At 65.9% G+C, this 18,340-nt stretch carries 22 protein-coding genes; 8 read left to right on the top strand and 14 right to left on the bottom strand.

The features are described from left to right. Positions 1 to 6: 6 nt before the first annotated feature. The 3 genes from OG203_RS34650 to OG203_RS34640 all read left to right on the top strand — a co-directional run bounded on the left by OG203_RS34650 (position 7) and on the right by OG203_RS34640 (position 2,611). Positions 7 to 948, top strand: a complete 942-nt coding sequence (locus OG203_RS34650) for a threonine/serine dehydratase (protein ID WP_405161428.1) — start codon at positions 7 to 9, stop codon at positions 946 to 948. Positions 949 to 1,053: 105 nt separating this feature from the next. Further along, positions 1,054 to 1,599, top strand: coding sequence for a thioredoxin family protein (locus tag OG203_RS34645; protein ID WP_405161427.1), 546 nt, complete (start codon positions 1,054 to 1,056; stop codon positions 1,597 to 1,599). Between the two features lie 88 nt (positions 1,600 to 1,687). Continuing rightward, a complete protein-coding gene (locus OG203_RS34640; protein ID WP_405161426.1) occupies positions 1,688 to 2,611 on the top strand; it encodes a hypothetical protein in 924 nt (307 codons plus the stop codon). Here OG203_RS34640 and OG203_RS34635 read toward each other — a convergent pair. Beyond that, complete coding sequence (locus OG203_RS34635; RefSeq protein ID WP_405161425.1) at positions 2,608 to 3,783, bottom strand: MFS transporter; 1,176 nt, start codon at positions 3,781 to 3,783, stop codon at positions 2,608 to 2,610. The genes OG203_RS34640 and OG203_RS34635 overlap by 4 nt on opposite strands. An 83-nt stretch (positions 3,784 to 3,866) precedes the next feature. On the opposite strand from OG203_RS34635, the gene OG203_RS34630 reads away from it, so the two are divergent. After that, positions 3,867 to 4,307: a MarR family winged helix-turn-helix transcriptional regulator gene (locus OG203_RS34630; protein ID WP_405161424.1), complete on the top strand. Its 441-nt coding sequence runs from the start codon at positions 3,867 to 3,869 to the stop codon at positions 4,305 to 4,307. Between the two features lie 43 nt (positions 4,308 to 4,350). After that, entirely contained in the window at positions 4,351 to 5,064 is a 714-nt protein-coding gene (locus OG203_RS34625) for an SGNH/GDSL hydrolase family protein (RefSeq protein ID WP_405161423.1), read from the top strand. Here the strand turns inward: OG203_RS34625 and OG203_RS34620 are convergent. From OG203_RS34620 to OG203_RS34610, 3 genes are all read right to left on the bottom strand, one after another. Beyond that, complete coding sequence (locus tag OG203_RS34620; protein WP_405161422.1) at positions 5,058 to 5,669, bottom strand: dihydrofolate reductase family protein; 612 nt, start codon at positions 5,667 to 5,669, stop codon at positions 5,058 to 5,060. The genes OG203_RS34625 and OG203_RS34620 overlap by 7 nt on opposite strands. A 79-nt stretch (positions 5,670 to 5,748) precedes the next feature. Further along, the gene (locus OG203_RS34615; protein ID WP_405161421.1) at positions 5,749 to 6,462 is read right to left on the bottom strand and encodes a class I SAM-dependent methyltransferase; all 714 of its coding nucleotides are present in this window, start codon (positions 6,460 to 6,462) and stop codon (positions 5,749 to 5,751) included. A gap of 108 nt (positions 6,463 to 6,570) precedes the next feature. Beyond that, positions 6,571 to 7,527, bottom strand: coding sequence for a GlxA family transcriptional regulator (locus tag OG203_RS34610; protein WP_405161420.1), 957 nt, complete (start codon positions 7,525 to 7,527; stop codon positions 6,571 to 6,573). Positions 7,528 to 7,680: 153 nt separating this feature from the next. On the opposite strand from OG203_RS34610, the gene OG203_RS34605 reads away from it, so the two are divergent. Next, entirely contained in the window at positions 7,681 to 8,130 is a 450-nt protein-coding gene (locus OG203_RS34605; protein WP_405161419.1) for a hypothetical protein, read from the top strand. Between the two features lie 3 nt (positions 8,131 to 8,133). Here OG203_RS34605 and OG203_RS34600 read toward each other — a convergent pair whose 3' ends face one another. The 6 genes from OG203_RS34600 to OG203_RS34575 all read right to left on the bottom strand — a co-directional run bounded on the left by OG203_RS34600 (position 8,134) and on the right by OG203_RS34575 (position 12,831). Next, positions 8,134 to 8,487, bottom strand: a complete 354-nt coding sequence (locus OG203_RS34600) for an HPF/RaiA family ribosome-associated protein (protein WP_405161418.1) — start codon at positions 8,485 to 8,487, stop codon at positions 8,134 to 8,136. Between the two features lie 132 nt (positions 8,488 to 8,619). Next, complete coding sequence (locus OG203_RS34595; RefSeq protein ID WP_405161417.1) at positions 8,620 to 9,279, bottom strand: VC0807 family protein; 660 nt, start codon at positions 9,277 to 9,279, stop codon at positions 8,620 to 8,622. 117 nt (positions 9,280 to 9,396) lie between these two features. Beyond that, a complete protein-coding gene (locus OG203_RS34590) occupies positions 9,397 to 10,212 on the bottom strand; it encodes a mycofactocin-coupled SDR family oxidoreductase (protein ID WP_405161416.1) in 816 nt (271 codons plus the stop codon). 25 nt (positions 10,213 to 10,237) lie between these two features. Beyond that, on the bottom strand, positions 10,238 to 11,767 hold the full coding sequence (locus OG203_RS34585) for a flavin-containing monooxygenase (protein WP_405161415.1): 1,530 nt from the start codon (positions 11,765 to 11,767) through the stop codon (positions 10,238 to 10,240). Positions 11,768 to 11,781: 14 nt separating this feature from the next. After that, on the bottom strand, positions 11,782 to 12,387 hold the full coding sequence (locus OG203_RS34580; protein ID WP_405161414.1) for a TetR/AcrR family transcriptional regulator: 606 nt from the start codon (positions 12,385 to 12,387) through the stop codon (positions 11,782 to 11,784). 105 nt (positions 12,388 to 12,492) lie between these two features. Continuing rightward, the gene (locus OG203_RS34575; protein ID WP_405161413.1) at positions 12,493 to 12,831 is read right to left on the bottom strand and encodes a hypothetical protein; all 339 of its coding nucleotides are present in this window, start codon (positions 12,829 to 12,831) and stop codon (positions 12,493 to 12,495) included. Between the two features lie 142 nt (positions 12,832 to 12,973). On the opposite strand from OG203_RS34575, the gene OG203_RS34570 reads away from it, so the two are divergent. Next, on the top strand, positions 12,974 to 13,729 hold the full coding sequence (locus OG203_RS34570; RefSeq protein WP_405161412.1) for an AAA family ATPase: 756 nt from the start codon (positions 12,974 to 12,976) through the stop codon (positions 13,727 to 13,729). Positions 13,730 to 13,735: 6 nt separating this feature from the next. Here OG203_RS34570 and OG203_RS34565 read toward each other — a convergent pair whose 3' ends face one another. Together OG203_RS34565 and OG203_RS34560 are read right to left on the bottom strand one after the other, a co-directional pair. Continuing rightward, the gene (locus OG203_RS34565; protein ID WP_405161411.1) at positions 13,736 to 14,140 is read right to left on the bottom strand and encodes a hypothetical protein; all 405 of its coding nucleotides are present in this window, start codon (positions 14,138 to 14,140) and stop codon (positions 13,736 to 13,738) included. Positions 14,141 to 14,241: 101 nt separating this feature from the next. Continuing rightward, positions 14,242 to 15,165, bottom strand: a complete 924-nt coding sequence (locus OG203_RS34560; protein WP_405161410.1) for a phosphotransferase family protein — start codon at positions 15,163 to 15,165, stop codon at positions 14,242 to 14,244. A gap of 361 nt (positions 15,166 to 15,526) precedes the next feature. Here OG203_RS34560 and OG203_RS34555 point away from each other — a divergent pair, with 361 nt between their 5' ends. Next, complete coding sequence (locus OG203_RS34555) at positions 15,527 to 16,138, top strand: hypothetical protein (protein WP_405161409.1); 612 nt, start codon at positions 15,527 to 15,529, stop codon at positions 16,136 to 16,138. 33 nt (positions 16,139 to 16,171) lie between these two features. Here the strand turns inward: OG203_RS34555 and OG203_RS34550 are convergent, their stop codons facing one another. Further along, positions 16,172 to 17,320 carry a hypothetical protein gene (locus OG203_RS34550; protein WP_405161408.1) on the bottom strand — a complete coding sequence of 383 codons (1,149 nt, stop codon included), beginning with the start codon at positions 17,318 to 17,320 and terminating at the stop codon, positions 16,172 to 16,174. A 75-nt stretch (positions 17,321 to 17,395) separates the two neighbouring features. Next, a complete protein-coding gene (locus OG203_RS34545) occupies positions 17,396 to 18,238 on the bottom strand; it encodes an EamA family transporter (RefSeq protein ID WP_405161407.1) in 843 nt (280 codons plus the stop codon). Between the last annotated feature and the right edge of the window lie 102 nt (positions 18,239 to 18,340).

Below are 18,340 nucleotides of genomic sequence, written 5' to 3'. Positions count from 1 at the left end.
AAACCAATGGAACTGACCCACAGCGATATCAAGGCCGCCGTCGAGCGGGTAGCCGGCCGGGTTCGCCCGATTGCCATCGCCCCAGCCGACGAGGGACACCTGTGGTTCGCGCTGGAGTTCTTACAGCACACCGGCAGCTTCAAAACGCGCGGCGCGCTGAATTTCCTGCTGGCGCATCGGGAGAACGGCACGCTGCCGGACGCGGGCGTGACCATCGCCTCCGGCGGCAATGCCGGGCTCGCCTGCGCCTGGGCCGCGCGCAGTCAAGGCGTCCGTGCCACGGTGTTCCTGCCGACCACCGCGCCGAAGGTGAAGGTGGACCGGCTGCACTCCTATGGCGCCGAGGTCACGCTGATCGGCACGCAGTACGCCGACGCGCTCGCGGCCAGTCGTGAATTCGCGGCCACCACAGGCGCGCTGCTGTCACACGCCTATGACAACCCGCTGATCGCGGCGGGTGCCGGCACGCTGATGGAGGAGATCCATCAGCGGCTGCCCGATCTCGACACCATCGTGGTCGCCGTCGGCGGTGGCGGGTTGTTCGCCGGAATCGCCACCGCCGCAGATCATTACGGTGTTCGGACGATCGCGGTGGAGCCCGCGCGCTGTCGTACCCTCAACGCCTCGATCGAGGCGGGGCAGCTGGTGGATGTCGACGTCGATTCGATCGCAGCCGACTCCCTCGGCGCCCGCCGGGCCACCGCATTGGCGCTGTACGCCGCGCAGAACTACCGCGTCGACTCGGTACTCGTCGACGACGCGGACATCGTCGCGGCCCGCCGCGCCATCTGGGAAGACCGCCGCCTCGCCGTCGAATACGGTGCCGCCACAGCGCTCGCCGCGTTGCGCGGCGGTGCCAACCCGCCGGTTTTCCGACCCGAGCCCGGCGAGAAGGTGTGCGTCGTGGTGTGCGGCGCGAACACCGACCCGTCCGATCTGACGACCTAGATCGATCTCGTGCACGGCCGACGATCGCACCGCCGCGGATTCCCGGCGAACACCACCGAGCGGAGTTAGGCTCGTACCGACTTCGATCCCGACGGAAGCACTTCCATGGCGCTCGCATCCCTCATGGTTCCCCTCGGCACACCGGCACCGGATTTCGCGCTGCCCGACCTGGACCACCGGACACATTCGCGCGCGGACTTCGAGGGCGGGCCGGGCTTGCTCGTGGTCTTCGCGTCGAACCACTGCCCCTACGTCAGACACCTCGAATCGGCGCTCGGTGCGGTCGTCGACGCGCTATCCATGCCAACGGTGGCGATCTGCACCAACGACACCGACAACTACCCCGACGACGCACCGATCAGACTGCGCGATCAGGCTATTCGCGCAGGCTGGACGTTCCCCTACCTGATCGACGAGTCGCAGGAAGTAGGCCGCGCGTTCCGGGCCGCGTGCACCCCGGACTTCTTCCTCTACGACGCGACCCTCGCGCTCGCCTATCGAGGCGCCTTCGACGAATCCACCCCCGGCAATGGAAAACCGTTGACCGGCAACGAATTACGTGCCGCCATCGAGACCGTCCTGGACGGCAAGCCGGTGCCAGAACCACACCGGCCGAGCATGGGCTGCTCGATCAAGTGGCGCGGGAACTGAACCGGCGCGCGACAACCGGAGCCGGATCGGCGAAGATAGCGCCGGACAGCGTCATCGGACCCGACCGTCCAACGAAAGGGGTGCGACGTTGGCAACCATCGTCCTCGTACACGGGATCGCTCAGGAGCAGGCCGCGGCCGACACCCTGGAGGCGCAATGGCTGCCCGGGCTCGCAGGCGGGGTGCGCAACCACGGCGACAACGAACTCGCTGATCGCCTGTGGCGCAACGGCTTACCCGGCGACATCTCGACCAGAATGGCGTTCTACGGCAACCAGTTCCTTGCCAAGGGCGCGCAGGGCACCGCGGTGGGCGAGCTCGATGACGAGCAGCTCGAGCTGATGGAACAGCTCGCCGAGGTGTGGTTGGCCACGGCCGCCGACTACGCGGGCGACGAACGCGACCGGGTGACCGCCAAGCGGCTGGCCGCCGTGCCACCGCCGGACGCCAGGGCGCAGGGCGCCAAAGCCGCACTGCGCCCGGCACTCAACGCGCTGGTGCGGCTGCGCTGGTTCGCGCCGTTCGGCATCGGTCTGGCCGAGAAGTTCGTGGTGCGCGCCCTGTCCCAGGTGAGCCGCTACTTCACCGATCAGGCCGTCCGGGAGTACGCCCAGCAGCAGGTGCTCGCCCATGTCGGCCCCGACACCAAGCTCGTCATCGCCCATTCGCTCGGCTCGGTGGTGGCCTACGAGGCGCTGCATCGCGTCGATCAGGAGGTGACGCTGCTGACCATGGGCTCGCCGCTCGGCCTGCGCACCGTCATCTACGACCGGCTCCGCCCGCAACCCTCGACCGTGCCCAAATCCGTTGCCAGCTGGCACAATCTGGTCGACCGCGACGACCTGGTCGCCGCCCACCTCGACCTCGCCCCGTACTTCCCGCCGTTCCCCGGCGCCGACGTCACTCCGGTCACCGAGGAGCCGCTGGACAATGGTGCGAGCCCGCACGATTCGACGCACTATCTGACGAAGGCGATCACGGGCGGCATCGTCGCCAAAGCGCTGGCGGGTTAACGCTTCTCGGCAACTGCGAGCGTCGGCGTGCCGACACGGTCGCGCCACCACAGGTACAGCGCCAACATCAATCCCGCCGCGGTGAGCATCGCGCCGACCAGGGGAATCGACCGCAAGCCCGACCCGTCGCCGATCACCGCACCGCCCAACCGTCCCGCACCCGCCGCCGCGAGCTGAAACCCCGACGCGTTGACCGCGACAGCCAGCGTCGGCGCGGCGGCGGCCGCCGCGACAACCCGCGTCTGCATCCCGGGAATGATCGCGAACGCCAGCGCGCCGATCACGAAAGTCATTACCGCCGCGCCCATTTGGCTACCACCGACCAACCAGAACAGGAACAACGCGCCGACCAGAGCTGCCAGCAGACCCGTCACCGAGGGCAGCAACGCCCGATCGGCAAGCCACCCGCCCGCCTGGTTGCCGACGACCGCCCCGACGCCGTACACCAGCAGCAGCACCGGAACCGTACTCGCGGCGAAGCCACCGATGTCGGTGAGCAGGGGCGCGATGAACGTGAAAACGGTGACAACGCCGATATTCCCGAGCGCGGTGAGCGCGATCGCCGACCACACCGCACGGTCACCGAACACGCGCAGCTCCCCGAGCACCGCACCGCTCGCCGCACCGGGCTGATCCGGCATGAACCGAACCACCATCGGCAGCGCGATCGCCGCGCACAAGGCCACAGCCACGAAAGTCGCACGCCAGCCCAGACTTTGGCCGATGACCGCACCGATCGGCGTCCCGAGCACGATCCCGAGATTCATGCCGAGTGCCACCCGCGCCACCGCGGTAGCTTCCCTGCCAGGCTGCGCCGTCGACACCGCGGTAGCGATCGCCACCGCGAAGAACGTGGCGACAACCAGCCCCGCGGCACCCCGCATCACCAGCAGCGCAGGGTAATTCGGCGCGATCGCGGAGCCGAGGTTCGCAAGCATCGAGAACAGCACCAGCCCGACCACGAGCGGCTTACGCGCCACCCGCGCCGTCAGCACGGTGACCACCGGGCCGCCGACGATCATGCCGATCGCGTACGCGGTCACCAGCATCCCCGCCGAGGACACCGAAACATCCAATCCCCCAGCGACTTCCGGCAATATTCCAGCGATCACGAACTCCCCGGTCGTGAGACTGAAAACCACCAACATCAACGAATACACAGCAGGCCGCATCACAGCATCCTCATGTAGTTCTAACTCAAATGATACGAACTAGAACTATCACAGTTCGAAGCACGAGCGCTAGACTCGGAGCAATGACGCGCCAGCCCCCGCCGACGGTGGACACCGAACTCGATCGGGACGTCTGCAAGCTGGTGCACCAGTTCACCCATCGGCTCGACGTGCACGTCCGTCGGGTCGCCGAACAGCTGGACCTCACCCCGTCGCAGGTCATCGCCCTGCGCGAGCTGTCGGAGCCGATCACCGCGCGGGAACTGGCCACCCGCATGTCCTGCGAGCCGTCCAACGCGACCTTCGTTCTCGACCGGCTCGAACAGCTGGAACTGATCCGCCGCGAACCGCACCCCACCGACCGTCGCGCCAAACAGATCGTGCTGACATCCGCCGGCAAGCGCCGCCGCGCCGCCGCGGTCGAGCTACTCGGGGCCGACTCTCCACTCACCTCGCTGACCGCCACCCAACAGCAAGCTCTGCGCGACCTACTGCACGCCATGACATCCGACAGCCGGGGCTGAAAACCGCTTGAATTAGACATACATACGGACGTATTGTCTTTTCATGACCGTCGCGATCCCCACCGCCGAAGAGACCGACCCGTTCTGCCTGCCACCCCTGGAGGCCGCGGCACTACTCTTCGATGCACCCTGGCAACGATTCGGCGTGATCGGCGACAGCCTGTCCGCGGGCACCGGCGACCCGAGCCCGGGTTACGCGACCCTCGGCTGGGCCGATCGCGTGGCCGATGTGCTGCGCCGCGTGCGCCCCGATCTCGCGTATCTCAACACCGCGCAGGACGGCGCCACCACCATGGAAACCCTACGGCGCCAAGCGGATCGGATGCGCGAGTTCGCTCCCGACCTACTGCATCTACCGTCCGGCGCGAACGATATCGTCCGCCGCACACCGGATTTCGACGAGATCGAGCAGATCATGCGCGATATGTACCGGATGGCGGCAAGCACGGGCGCCGAGCTGGCCACCTTCACCCTCGGCAAAGCCTATGTGGTGCCGGTCTTTCCCGACTGGCGCGACCGCGTCCGCCGCGTCAACGACATCACCAGGGCGCTGGCCGCGGAATACGACGCGACCGTGATCGACATGTACGACCACCCGATCAACGATCGCCCGAACCTGTTGAGCGCGGACGGAATTCACTTCGCCGCCGCCGGGCAGGCGGTGCTGGCGGCCGAGGTCGTCAAGCAGCTCGCGCACCTGCTCGGCACCCCGGCGATGCGGGCCGTCCAGGACGGCCCGCATCGACTCGACTACTGATCCTTGGACAGTGCGGCGGTGGCTTCCTCGTAGCCGCCGGTGGGCGCCGCCTCGTCCTTGGTGTAGACGAGGTGCAGCACGCCGGTGGTGAAGGTCTCCGAGGAGAGCAGCCGCAGCGGCAGCATCGGCTCGTTCTCGTCGAACAGCCGCAGACCCTTGCCGACCACGATCGGGTGCACCAGCAGGTGCAGCTCATCGAGCACCCCGGCGGCCAGCAGCTGGCGGACGATGGAGACCGAGCCGCTCATGCCGATATCGCCGCCGGGCTCGTTCTTCAGCGCGGTCACCGCCTCGACCAGATCCCCCTTCAGCGCCTCGGAATTACGCCAGGTGAGGTCGAGGTCCTGATGCGAGACGACGATCTTGCGGGCATCGCCGAGCGACTTGGCCATGCCCGCGTCCTCGCCGCCCGCATTTTCCCGGTCCGGCCAGGCTGCCGCGAAACCTTCGTACGTCACGCGCCCGAGCAGCAGCGTTTCGGCGGTCCCCAGCTGCGCGCTGACCGCCGCGCCCATCTCGTCGTTGAAGTACGGAAAGTGCCAGTCCTGCGGGTCGGCGACGACGCCGTCGAGCGCCATGAACATCCCCGCGGTGATTTTCCTCATCGTCCATCTCCCTTGATCAGTAATGCCTGTGTTGCCTGATCTGACGGGGCGGCGATCGGAAACTCATCGGTCGCCGGGATCAGACCCGTTCAGCCTCCACTACCCAGATCGGCAGCAGCATCGAGCCCTCCTCGTCGAACTCGAGTCGCGCACCGCTGCGGTCCATGACCTCCTTGAACTCCGGCGACGGCTTGATCGCGGTCAGCTTGCCAAGGCGCAGCTCGGTGAGATTCCAGTCCGGGGCCTGGAAGGTGGCCCGCAGTTCGTCCTCGCTGATCGAGTACGGGGCGTACTTCTCGCTGTAGTCGGACTGGGAGAAACAGAATTGGATCAACCGCGCACCGGGCCGCATCACCCGGCGCAGCGCGGCCACATGCGCTTTGCGCTGCTCGGGATCGAGGCAATGCGCGAGAGCGCTGCTGACGACGGTGTCGAACCGTCCGTCATACCCGGTGAGCACGGTCGCGTCCGCGACGGCGAACGACGCCGTGACGTCGCGTTCGGCCGCACGGGCCCTGGCCTTCTCGATCGCCGTCGGCGCGAAGTCGAGCCCGGTCACGTGGTAGCCGAGTCCGGCCAGATAGATCGTGGTATCGCCTGGGCCGCAACCGATGTCGAGCACGTCGCCGGTGATCCGGCCCGCCTGCTCGAACTCGACGAGCAGCGGTTGCGGTCTGTCGATCTCCCACGGCAGCCGGTCCATGGCCAGGCCCTCGACGATGGTGCCGCCCTGATAGGCCTGTTCGAAATCGATGGTTGACGGGTCGAGCTGGGGTGTTTGGTCTTCGGTCATGACTAACCTGTCCCTCGCCTTGATGGTGGATCGGGAATTCGACGGATGAATTCTAACCAGAAACGGAGTAAGTGTCTCCGGTTTGACATGACAAGTTTTCGGCGCGATTCAGCCCCCGACGGTGGACCCGTGGAACGCGGCGCGATAGCTGTGCGGACTGGTGCCGACCACTCGCTTGAAGCGGTCCCGGAACGCGGTCGGCGAACCGAAGCCGACCTGCCCCGCGATCCGGTCCACCGGGTGCGCGGTCGACTCGAGCAGATACTGCGCCTGCCGAATCCTGGCCCGCAGCAACCACTGCAGCGGGGTGGTTCCGGTCTGTTCGCGGAAGCGGCGGTTGAGCGTTCGGGTGCTCATCCCGGCTTGCGCGGCGATGTCGTCGAGGGTCAGGTCCTTCGCGAAATTGTCCTGCAGCCACCGGGTTACCGGTTCCAGCACCGAACCGCGCGGGGTAGGCGGCTGGTCGTGCACGATGAATTGTGCCTGTCCCCCTTCGCGTTCCAGCGGCACGACGGACAGCCTGGCCACGTCCGCCGCGACGGCGGAGCCGTGATCACGGCGAATCATGTGCAGGCACAGGTCGATTCCCGCTGCCGCGCCCGCCGAGGTGAGCAGTTGGCCGTTGTCGACGTAGAGCACGTCCGGGTCGACGTCGATGCCGGGATAGCGGGCCGCGAACTCGGCCGCGGCGGCCCAGTGCGTGGTCGCTCGGTGACCGTCGAGCAGCCCGGTGGCGGCAAGGACGAAGGCGCCGACACAGATCGACGCGATGCGCGTGCCCGCGGCGGCGGCCAGCCGCAGCACATCGAGGACCTCTTCGGGGACCGTCGCCGTGGTGTCGGCGAGGCCGGGCACGATGATTGTGTCCGCGTCCGCCAGCGCCGACAGGTCCCACGGCGGCCGCAGTGTGAAGGCACCGGCGTCCACCGTCGGCGTCGCGCCACAGACCCGGACCCGGTAGGCGGCCCGACCGTCGGGCAGCCTGGCACAGCCGAACACGTCGACGGGGGTCGTGAGATCGGAGGGGATGACCTTGTCCAGCGCGAGCACAGCCACGACATGCATGGCATCAGGATAGGTGGCCACCGGATTCGAGCCAATACCCATGAACTGCGCATCAGCAGCAAATGACGACGTCAGTACGGTTGGCGAGAATCAACTGGTGTATGGCAGTTTCGCCTATTTCTCGTCGGCCGGATCGCCGCTAGCCTCGCCGCTGTGACGAAGTTTCTGCTGTCGGTCCATGTGCTGGCCGTGATTCTCGCCGTCGGGCCGGTGACGGTCGCCGCGAGCATGTTCGCCCCGACCACGCGCCGGGCGCTCGCCGAGCCGGGCAGCGAACCCGCCGTGCTCGCCACGCTGCACCGCATCTGCCGGGTCTACGCCTACCTCGGCATCCTCGTCCCGATCTTCGGCGCGCTCACCGCGCTCAGCCTCGGCGTACTCACCAACACGTGGCTGATCATTTCGATCGGTTTGACCGCGGCCGCCGCTGGCGTGCTCGCGATGCTGATCCTGCCCGGCCAGCACAAGATTCTCGCCGACTTGCCCGGCGCGACACCAACACTGATCCGCCGACTCGGCATGGACACAGGCATTTTCAACCTGCTGTGGGTCGCCGTCACCGTGCTGATGATCGTCCGGCCCGGCTCGACGACCGGGGCCTGAGCCTTACTCCGGCGCGGCCATGTGCCTGATCGTGTCGCCGCCCTTGGCGTGATGCAGTCGACCGAACTTGCTGTCGAGCAGGTGCGCCATGCTGTCCGCCGCGCCGCGAATCGCATCTTCCAGGGTCTCCGCACGATGAGTGGCCGCCACCGGATGCTGTCCGGTCGGTCGCGCCTCCAGCACGCACTGCTTGTCTTCTGGCCCGCCCTTCTCCCCGTTCTGGTCGGTGAGGTGGGCCTCGACCCGCGTCAGCTGAGCGCTGAAACGGTCGAGCACCGAAGCGATCTCGGCTTCCGCCCACCGGTTCAGGTCTTCGCCGCCGTGGATGCCGCTTCCGGTATTGATCTGGATCTGCACAGCTTTCTCCATTCCGTTAGGTAGCAAACTCCACGAACCCGACACTACCTGCGCGAAACCTGTGGTCGGTGTCATACGGAAAGGCCCGGTCCACCTGGACCGGGCCGTTACCGCTGTTGTTCAGTCGTGTATTCAGTCCTGCGGTGCGCGCTTGCGGGCCAGCACGCTGACCGCCATCAGCGGTCCGATCACCGCGATCATCAGCACCGGCGACAGCCACGCCATGGTGTGCACCGGCAGCTGGTAGGCGAGCACGATCCGGATCGTCGCCTCGGCGAGCAGACCCGCACCCCACATCACCGACAGCACGGTGAACGCCTTGCGCTTGTCGGGATTGGTGCGGTAGGCCTGTTCGAAAGCGGCCGCCTTGGCCGGGCCCTGCGCGCTGATCGCCTTGCGCGCCGCCAGGTAGATCAACGGCTTACCGATCAGGACGCTGAGCAGAAACGCCAGACCGATCAGCGCCGTCGACGCGGAATCCTTGACGATCATCACCCGGGGGTCGCCGGTGATCAACGAGGTAACAAGCCCAAAGACGAAGCCGCCCAGGATAATCGCCGACATCACCTCGAGGCGCCGCGACCGGATCGCCTGGGCGATCAGCATCCCGGCCGAGAACACGGTTCCGGCGAGCAGTCCGGCGAAGTCGCTGTAACCGAGCGCGTGCAGGGCGAAGTAGGCGCCCACCGGGATCGCGATATCGCGGGCGACCGACGCCACCCAGCCGAACTGGCTTGCGGGTGCCTCGGTGGGCTGGTCGAGCTTGCTCGGATCGGATGCGGTGGTGGTCATCGGGTGCTCCTCGTCGGCGTATTCGGCGGTGCGCTACGAGAATTGACGCTACGGACGCCGACGAGCGAGCAGATCTGTCATCCATCACGACTGCGGCATGACAGATGTCATGCCGAGCTACCTGGCCAGGAAGCCCTTGTCGACCGGGATCTGGGCACCGGTGATGACGCCGGACGCGTCGCTGGCCAGCCAGGCGATGACCTCGGAGATCTCCTCGGGTTCCACAAGTCCGTCGGTCTTCAGCAGGTTCGGCTGGAAGCTGTAGACGTAGGTCGGGTGCTTTTCGAACAGCGAGTACATCGAGGTGTCGTTGCCGAGCGGGGTGTTGGTGCCGTACGGCAGCACAGTATTCGCGCGTATGCCGTATTCGCCGAGCTCGACGGCCAGCGATTTGGTCAGGCCGACGACGCCGAATTTGCTTGCGGAGTAATGACCGCAGCCGGGCGGCGCCTTCACCCCCGCCGAGGAACTGACGGTGATGATCGATCCGCCGTTGCCCGCCTCGATCATCGCGGGCACCGCCGCCTTGATGGTGTTCCACACCCCGACCAGGTTCACGTCGATGGCCTCCTTGAACTGTTCGGCCGAGATCTCCCAGAGCCGACCCCAGCTGCATACCCCGGCGTTGGCGACCACGATGTCGAGGCGGCCGAAGGCAGAGATGGTGTCGGCCACGACCTCCTGCTGTCCGGCCAGGTCACGCACATCGACCTGGTAGGTCAGGATCTTGCGCCCTTCGGCCTCGACCAGGCGGGCGGTTTCGGCAAGATCCTCGGGTTCGGACATCGGATACCCGCTGAATGTCGCGGCCTGCGCGCAGACGTCGACGGCGATGATGTCGGCCCCGGCGCGGGCGAGCCGGACGGCGTGCGAACGCCCTTGTCCCCGAGCGGCTCCGGTCACCAGCGCGACTTTTCCGGCGAGTGCGGTCATAGTATTCCCTCGATTCTCGATGGATTCAGTTGTGTGCGGTGAAGGAGTAGTCGTCGATCGACGAGAACCGGCTGAACCACAGTGCGCCACTGATGGTTTGCGGTCGGTAGTAGAGCGCCTCGTTCTGCGAGTTGACGAAATAGGTACGCAGACCGGGATTGCAGTCGACGGTGTAGGTGCTGATCACCTTTCCGTGCCTGCGCATCTTGCGCACCCAGCGACCGAACGCCTCGGTACGCACCTGTGCAACAGCGGCTTCGCGCCGCTTGGCCTCGATGATGACCCGCACGGCGTGCCGCGCGGTGAGGTCGACGAAGGTATGCCAGGCCGCCCCGACGAATCCCTGCGGCGCGACCAGCGACCAGCGGTTGGGCAGGCCGGGATGGGCCGAGCCGCCATAGCTGCGCAGGCCATTGCTGCGGTATTCGTCGGCTAGATCGAAGCCGTTGGGGCCCAGTGTTTTTCCGGTCTGATAGGTCTCCGGATCGGTGAACAGCTCGTAGCCGGTCGCCAGCACGATGAGGTCGTACGGACGTTCCACGCCGTCGGCCGTCCGAATACCGTCGGTGGTGATTCGCTCGATCGGATCGGCGACCAGCGACGCAGAATCCGACTCGAGCGCGGCGAAGAAACCGCTCGACAGCACGGGCCGCTTGGCGAGGATGCCGTAGCGCGGTACCAGCGATTTCCTATCGGCGTCATTGCTGACCTTGCTCCGCAACAGAATTCGGTACAGGCCGCGCCAGATCTTGTCGTACTGCGGCAGTGCCGTCGCGAGCAGTCGGCGTGGCAGCAGGGGAAACACATTGCAGATCAGTTGCAGCGGAAGCTCCATGGCGGCCAGCACCGCCCCGTTGATCGCCGCAGCGACGCCGGGTATCGCCAGAATCCGTTGCGCGCGTGGCGAAAACGCGAAGTCGGGCTTGGGCAGAATCCATGACGGTGTGCGCTGGTAGACGTCCACCCGCTCGGCCTCGTCGACGATCGCCGCGACGATCTGTACCGAACTCGATCCGGTGCCGATTACCGCTACCCGCTTGCCGCGACAGGAGTAGCCGGCGTCCCAGGAGTTCGGCCGCAGTATCGTCCCGCCGAATTCGTCTGTGCCCGTGATGGTGTCGGTCGCTTTCGCGTTGATGTATCCGCCGACGGCATTGATGACGAACCGCGCACGGACCGGCTCGTCCCCGGCGATGTCGAGCACCCAGACCTGGTCTCGGTCGTCCCACACCTCGCGCTCGACCGCGCAGCTGCCGCGAAAGTACTTGTACAGGTTCAGATCCGTGGCAACCTGCTGGTTGTACCGCTGGATCTCGGCGCCCTCGGGGAACAGCCGCGACCAATCGGCCTTGCGCGCGAAGGGAAATTGATAGAAGAGGGTCGGTATGTCGACGGCGAGGCCGGGGTACACATTGTCGCGCCAGCTGCCGCCGAAATCGCCTGCACGATCCAGTATCACGAAATTCGTTATGCCGGAACGTAATAGGTGGTGAGCCGCGGTGATGCCCCCTGGCCCGGCACCGATGATCGCGACCTCGAAGTCGTCACTTGCCATCTGTTTTTCACTCTCTAGTTGTCGCGCGGCGCGAGACCGTGCAGCAGGAACTCGCTTGTGCGCGCCCGCACGTCATCCGCGCTGGCGAAACCGGCGACCGCGAACGGCAAGATCTCCAAACTGAGCAGTACACGCACGATCCAGTCGCCCGCGTGCAACGGCTCGAGCCCTCGGTCGACTTCGCCGCGCTCCTGCGCCTCGGCGACCAATGTCGCCCAGAAGGTGGCCCAGCTGAGGCACAGGTTGTCGCCGTAGTGCTCGAGCAGCGTGACGATGATGCTTTCGGTGCGCAGCGCTGGCGAAAAGGTCTGCGGCGTCTTGACGTGGTCGTAGATCATCCCCGCCGCCGCGCCGATCTGATCGCGCAGCGTCGGCAGTGGCCGCACGCCCGCCGCCAGTCCTTCGATGAAGGCGTTGCACAGGTAGGCCAACCCGGCGTTGATCGCGGTTTCCTTGTCGCCGAAGCCGTTGTACACGGTCCCTCGGGACACCCCGGCGATCTTGGCGACCTCGGTCAGCCGAAACCCGTTGACCCCGAAGCGCCGAACGCATTCCGCCGCACCGATTACCAGTTCGATGGAGGGTTCGCCCCGGGGCGCTTCCTGCGCCGCACTGCTCATGTTGAACATATTGCGTCAATATGTTCAAAGCGTCAAGGGTGCGTCAGCGGAGTCCGATGCCGAAAGCCGAAATTCGTCAGGTCAGCTCAGCGCGACGGCCGAGCGTCAATCCCACAGTGCCGCAACGACTGTCTGATAGTCGCCCACCTCGAGCGTTGGTCGCCCGGTCGCCAGCAACCACCGTTCAACAGCGCGATCACCGTCGGTGCGATAGGTGCGCTGGTCACCGCGCGCGATCTCGATGACGCCACGCTGCACGCGCAGGATCTCCTCGTCCGACAGCTGCGCGACGAAACCCCGGTAGGCACTGTCGTTTTCGACGACGCCCCCGGTCGCGCGCGGTGCCGCGGCGATCAAACCGTGTAGTTGCGCCTCGTCCCCCGGTGCCAACCGCCACCGCGGGTTGGGCTTGTCGGTATGCAGGTCGAGCTCGATCCGGATCATTACCGTCCCCCTGACGACAGTGCGCCGCTACCGTCCCGACCGAAGTCACCGACAGCACGGCCCTCCGTGCGGGCGCCTGAACGCTGCGATCGTAGCCCCGCACCGCCGCGCCCACTAGCGATATCCGCCCTTAGCATGGGGTGTGCGCACGGACGTCGATAGACCGGGATTCATCCGCGAGATGCGGCTCGCGTCGAATGCCGTCGACATGGACGAATATCCGTTCAGCCTGCCCGCCGTGACGCATCTCGCTGCGTCCGGCGGTCTCGCCCTTTCGCCCGGCGTGACCTTTCTGGTCGGCGAGAACGGCAGCGGGAAATCGACACTGGTCGAGGCGCTCGCGGTCGCCCTCGGGATGAATCCGGAGGGCGGTAGCCAGCACTATCGGTTCACCACCCGGTCGACCGAATCGGTACTCGGCGACCATCTGGTGGTGAAGTGGGGCACCCATAAGCCGCGCAGCCGGTTCTTTCTGCGCGCCGAGTCCTATTACAACGTCGCCACCGAAACCGAGGAACTCGGGCCGGACCAGTTGGCCGTCTTCGGCGGGGTGTCGCCGCACGAGCGCTCCCATGGCGAGTCGTTCGTGGATTTGATGCGGCATCGTTTCTTTCCGAACGGGTTGTATCTGCTGGACGAGCCCGAGGCGGCGCTGTCACCGCGCGGTTGCATGGCCGTACTCGCGCTGTTGTCGGATCTGGCCGCCCGGCGATGTCAGTTCGTGGTGGCCACCCATTCCCCGATCCTGCTCGCGCTCCCCGGCGCGACGATCTACGAGATCGCCGAGGACGGCGAAATCGGCGAGGTCACCTATGACCAGGCGCTACCGGTCCGGCTGACCAGAGATTTCCTCGCTGATCCGGACCGCTATCTGCGCCACTTGGTCGATCGGGACTGAGGCGACTCAGCCACCGAAGACATTGCACGCATAACCCAGGTGCACGCCGGTCCCGACGCGCACATCCGCGCTCGCGACAACGATATCGTCGGGCGCTTGCACCGCACTGATCGTGTGCAACCCCTGCGTCGCCGGCACCCAGTCGACCAATGCCACCGCCCCGGACGGCTTGGCCACCGCGAACGGAACCCCGTTGTCATAGAAGACAACCGGCTGCACCACATCGGTCAAAGCCGCCCGCGCCTGATAGGTGCAACCCGTCCCATAATCAGTCGCCGACCCGACATTGACCCCCTGCGACATTCGGACTTGCGTCACCGTCGCTCCCGCACTCGGCATCGCGCACACCGCCGCGGCCCCGATCATTCCCGCAACCGCGCCGACTCGCATCCAGATGGTTCTATCCGTCATGAAGTGGTCCTCGTCCTGGGCGCCGGAGCACCACGCCCCGGCGAGATACCTTGCATCCTCACTCCCCCGGCGCGCCGGTGTGACACAAACGGCCGAATGTTTCAGATCATTCGGCGGATATCGTCGGCGATGCCGGGCAGCGACGCCGTATCGCCGATGGAGGCGAACCAGTCCCATAGCTCGAGGGCGTGGTAGAGGCGATAGAGCGCCGATCTCTCTGTCCAGTCCTCCGGCAGCGGGCCGTAGCCCTGCACGAGCGCGGTCCGCTTTACCTGGCTATCGCGCACGGAGTAGTAGTCGGTCTTGGCGAGGTCGATGAGCGGATCCGCGGCGACGGCGTTCTCCACATCGATGAATCCGGTCACCGTCCAGCCCGCCGCGGCTCGCCCGACGAGAATGTTTCCTTCGTAGAAGTCGTTGTGGCACAACACCGGAGCTTCGCAGCGGCGCAACAAACCAATCCGTTTCGCGAAGTACGCATGGACACCGGTGTGCAGTTCGGGGTCGCCGCCGAGCTCCTCGAATTCGGCGAGCTTCTTGGTGAACTGGCGCGTCATGTAGGCGGTGTTGTCCGGTTCCGGATCGAGAATTCGGGTCGTCAGATAGCCGTAGGAGGATTGCCCGATCCGATGGATCGCCGCCAGGGTCTCGCCCAGCTGCCGGTAGATACGGGCGAGCTGCGCGTCATCGAGATAGGTGCTGATGTGTGCAAGCGGCTGACCGGGAAGCGTCGTCATGACGGTGAAGGCGCGACCAAGCGGCCCAGCGTCCGGCTCGACCCGCAGGATCGTCGGAACCGGCCCGACTCCGTTGGCGCGCAACAGCCGGTATACGTAGACCTCTTTGCTCTGCTTCCAGCGCCACTGATCGGCATAGAACTTCACGATCACCGACTCCGCGGGCTGCTCGCAGCGCACCTCGTAGACCGAACTCAACTGCCCACCCGTCCGAGCGCGGATGTCGGTGACGACAGCATCAGGCCATATCGGCCGGAGCATCTCGGTGGCTTGCCCGTGATCGAACACGCATCTGACGGTAGGTCTGGCGGCCCGCCAAGTCGATCGAATTTCACCAAGCCGCACGTCTTTTGACATCCGCACGCGTGCCAGTGCCCCTGTTCAGCGGCTGCGCCCCGGTGGCGCCTCGGCATGAACAGAGAATCGTCGGGCGCGCTGACATGGCGCTGACACGAGCGAAAGCGCCCCTCGTTATCAGTCGGCAAACAATTCGAACTCCAATAACGTATTCGTTGCCATGACAGTTCTGGATGGGTGTAATTTCCAGTAATTTCACAGTGCGGCACGCACTCTCGAAAACAATGTCTGAGCTGGCATTTTGCCGCACCTCTCAGCATGCGCTAACCTTTGCGCGATCCATCTCGATCCGATGGTCAGGCATGCGGCCGCCGCGCATTGCCTGCCCTTGCAGCTGACGTTCCGTCCTGCAATTGGGCACCAGACAATCCATGACGCGCCGGTAGCCGCAGGCTCAGCTACCGGCGTCGCCGAAACAGCAATGGGAGGTAGCGTTTCTATGCGTACATCGAAGATTCTGGTCGGCAGCGCGATCGCGATCGCCGCGGCAATGCAGATCGGTATGGGCGGCGTTGCGTCGGCCGCGGACGGGGATAGCCTCGGCATCGCCGCCGCGGCCGTCGACAAAGACGGAAACCTGGCGGTCGACGTCCTCTACGTCTGCCCCAAGGACACGAAGCACAAGTCGCTCAGCGTCTACGCCACAGAAGTCGACAAGGACAGCAAGACCGTCGCCGAAGGCGGCGGCACCGCAAAACTCGTCGTCACGGACTACGACCCCGACACGAAGAAGAACACGGAGAAGCCGGGGTGCGACGGCACGCAGCAGCGGTTGACAGTCACCCTCGACAAGGATGACGAGAAGCCGTGGGTGAAAGGTGGAATGGGCACCGTGAAAGTGTCATTCAGCGACGATGTCCAGCTCAACACGACGCAGAACAACCTGAAGTTCATCGAGGATTAGTCAAATTCTGCACGCTGATTCCGGCGCCGCGATTCACATGAACGACGAGTCCTTGGTCAGCCCAAGGGATTCGTCACCACCGGTGATGATCGGCTGACAGTTACCGACACCGGTCGCACCGGTGGAATCGGTGACCCGGACCACGGTGTCGCGGATCTGATGTAGGCGGCGAGCGGATTCGTAGGTGGAGCAGTCCTCGATCCGCTCGCCGTCCACGTGCAGACCAGGCCCGAGCCACGAACCGTGGTGTCGCCCTTCGAATCCGAAATAGAGCCCGGCGCCGAGATGAAACCCGGTGTCCGACACGGCTTCCAGTGTCAGCACCCGCTCCTTGCCGTCCTCCGTCGTCGCCTGGATCTCGCCACCACGCAGCCGCCGATTGTCCGGATCGAAGGACAGATCGGGCACCAGGTCCTTCCACTTCTCGAACCGGCCGTCCGCATGCTCAACCCCACCCATCACCGTCTTGCTGAAAAACCCGTCCAGCTGGACGATTTGGTAGTGCAGGTGCAGTCCATAGCGTGAGCCGTCCTGGCGGGTCATCAGGATCGGCGCCCAGATCATCCGGAACGAAACCTCCGGCGGCAGATCCATCGACTCCACATCACCGAGCGGCACCCCGACGTCGTAACGCACGCCCCACGAGTGATCCCTGGTCGACACCCAGTCCTCGAACGTGGTCCGCACCCCGTCGATACTGACCCACCCGGACGCGGTACCGATCTGGTGATAGCGCACCAAATCCGACATCACCCGATAGCCACGCCGCATATGCGTGCGATCCTCCAGCTGCGCGGGCAGCGCCGCCTCGAAGACCCAATCGAAAGCCACCGGCTGACAATCGTTTTCCGCCAAGCTGAACCGAATCTGCTGCAGCGGCTCCACGATCTCGTACTCGATCGGCCCCACCGACAGCGCCTCGGGCGTAGGCGCCAGCGTCCGACTCCCCCGCACCGTCACCTGCTCGACGCCCCGCGATATCCCCGCATACCCGTCGAGCACATTGCGATTCTTGTACTGCCCCAACCCGAATCCCAGCTGCACCGACCCATCCGGCGCACACGCCATCGCGCACACCTTCTCGGTCCATGCCAAGTCACTGGTGCCGACCGTGGCAACGGTATCGACGATCTGATGATTAAAACCTTCGTCGGCAGCGCCGAGCGGTCCGATCGGATTCACGCCGCCCGTCGTAACACGCCCCGCGAACCCCCGTCGACCCCCGATCCCGCCCACCGGGCGCACCTCCGCCGTCCGTTAACCCTTGTCCGCCGTGCGCGTAGCACCAACCGAAGCGGCAACCACGCAGATGACGCCCACCCACTGCGGGATATTCATGAACTGGCCGAGCACGATCACTCCGGCGAGCGCCGCCACCGCGGGTTCCAGGCTCATCAGCACCCCGAATACACGAGGCGGAATCCGCCGCAGCGCCTCCAGTTCCACCGAGTACGGCAGCACCGACGACAACATCGCCACCCCGAATCCCACCGCGAGAACAGCGGGTTCGAGCAGCGAACTGCCCGCGTCGACGATGCCGACCGGCACCATCAATACGCCGCCGAACGCCATCGCGATCGCGAGCCCACCCCCGCCGCTGGTCCGCTCGCCGAGCGCCGCGCTCAACAAGATGTACGTCGCCCACAACGCGCCCGCACCCAGTGCGAGCAACACCCCGACCCATTCGACCTCGGCGTCGGCCTGGGTCAACAGCACCACCCCGCCCCCGGCCAGCACCGCCCAGACCGGATCGGTCCAGCGGCGCGATCCCGCCAACGCCACGGCGAGCGGTCCGAGGAACTCGATCGTCACCGCCATCCCGAGCGGAATCCGATCGATCGCCTCATAGAACGACAGATTCATCAACGCGAGCACCAGGCCATACGCCAGCGCCACCGGCACCGCGCGCCACCCGATCCGCAACGAGGACCGCCAGAACACCAGCAACACAATCCCCGCGAACACCAACCGAATGCTGACGGCCCCCGCTGCCCCCGTCGTCGCGAACAGCTGCTTCGCCAGCGCCGCCCCCACCTGCACACTGACGATCCCCGCCAGCACCAACGCTGTAGGCGGCACCCCGCCGAGCCCACGCTCCACAACTCCTCGCCACGCCCCGCGAGCCCCACCCCCACGCACCGACCGTTCAACGTCGATCGCTACCACAGCAGTCCCTCCATCCAGTCCCCCGCCGACACCCAG

This window comes from Nocardia sp. NBC_01499 (assembly GCF_045040275.1).
In the GTDB taxonomy this organism is placed as follows: Bacteria; Actinomycetota; Actinomycetes; order Mycobacteriales; family Mycobacteriaceae; genus Nocardia.
Note: the sequence above shows the minus strand (reverse complement) of the source record. Positions and strands in the feature narration are given on the sequence as shown.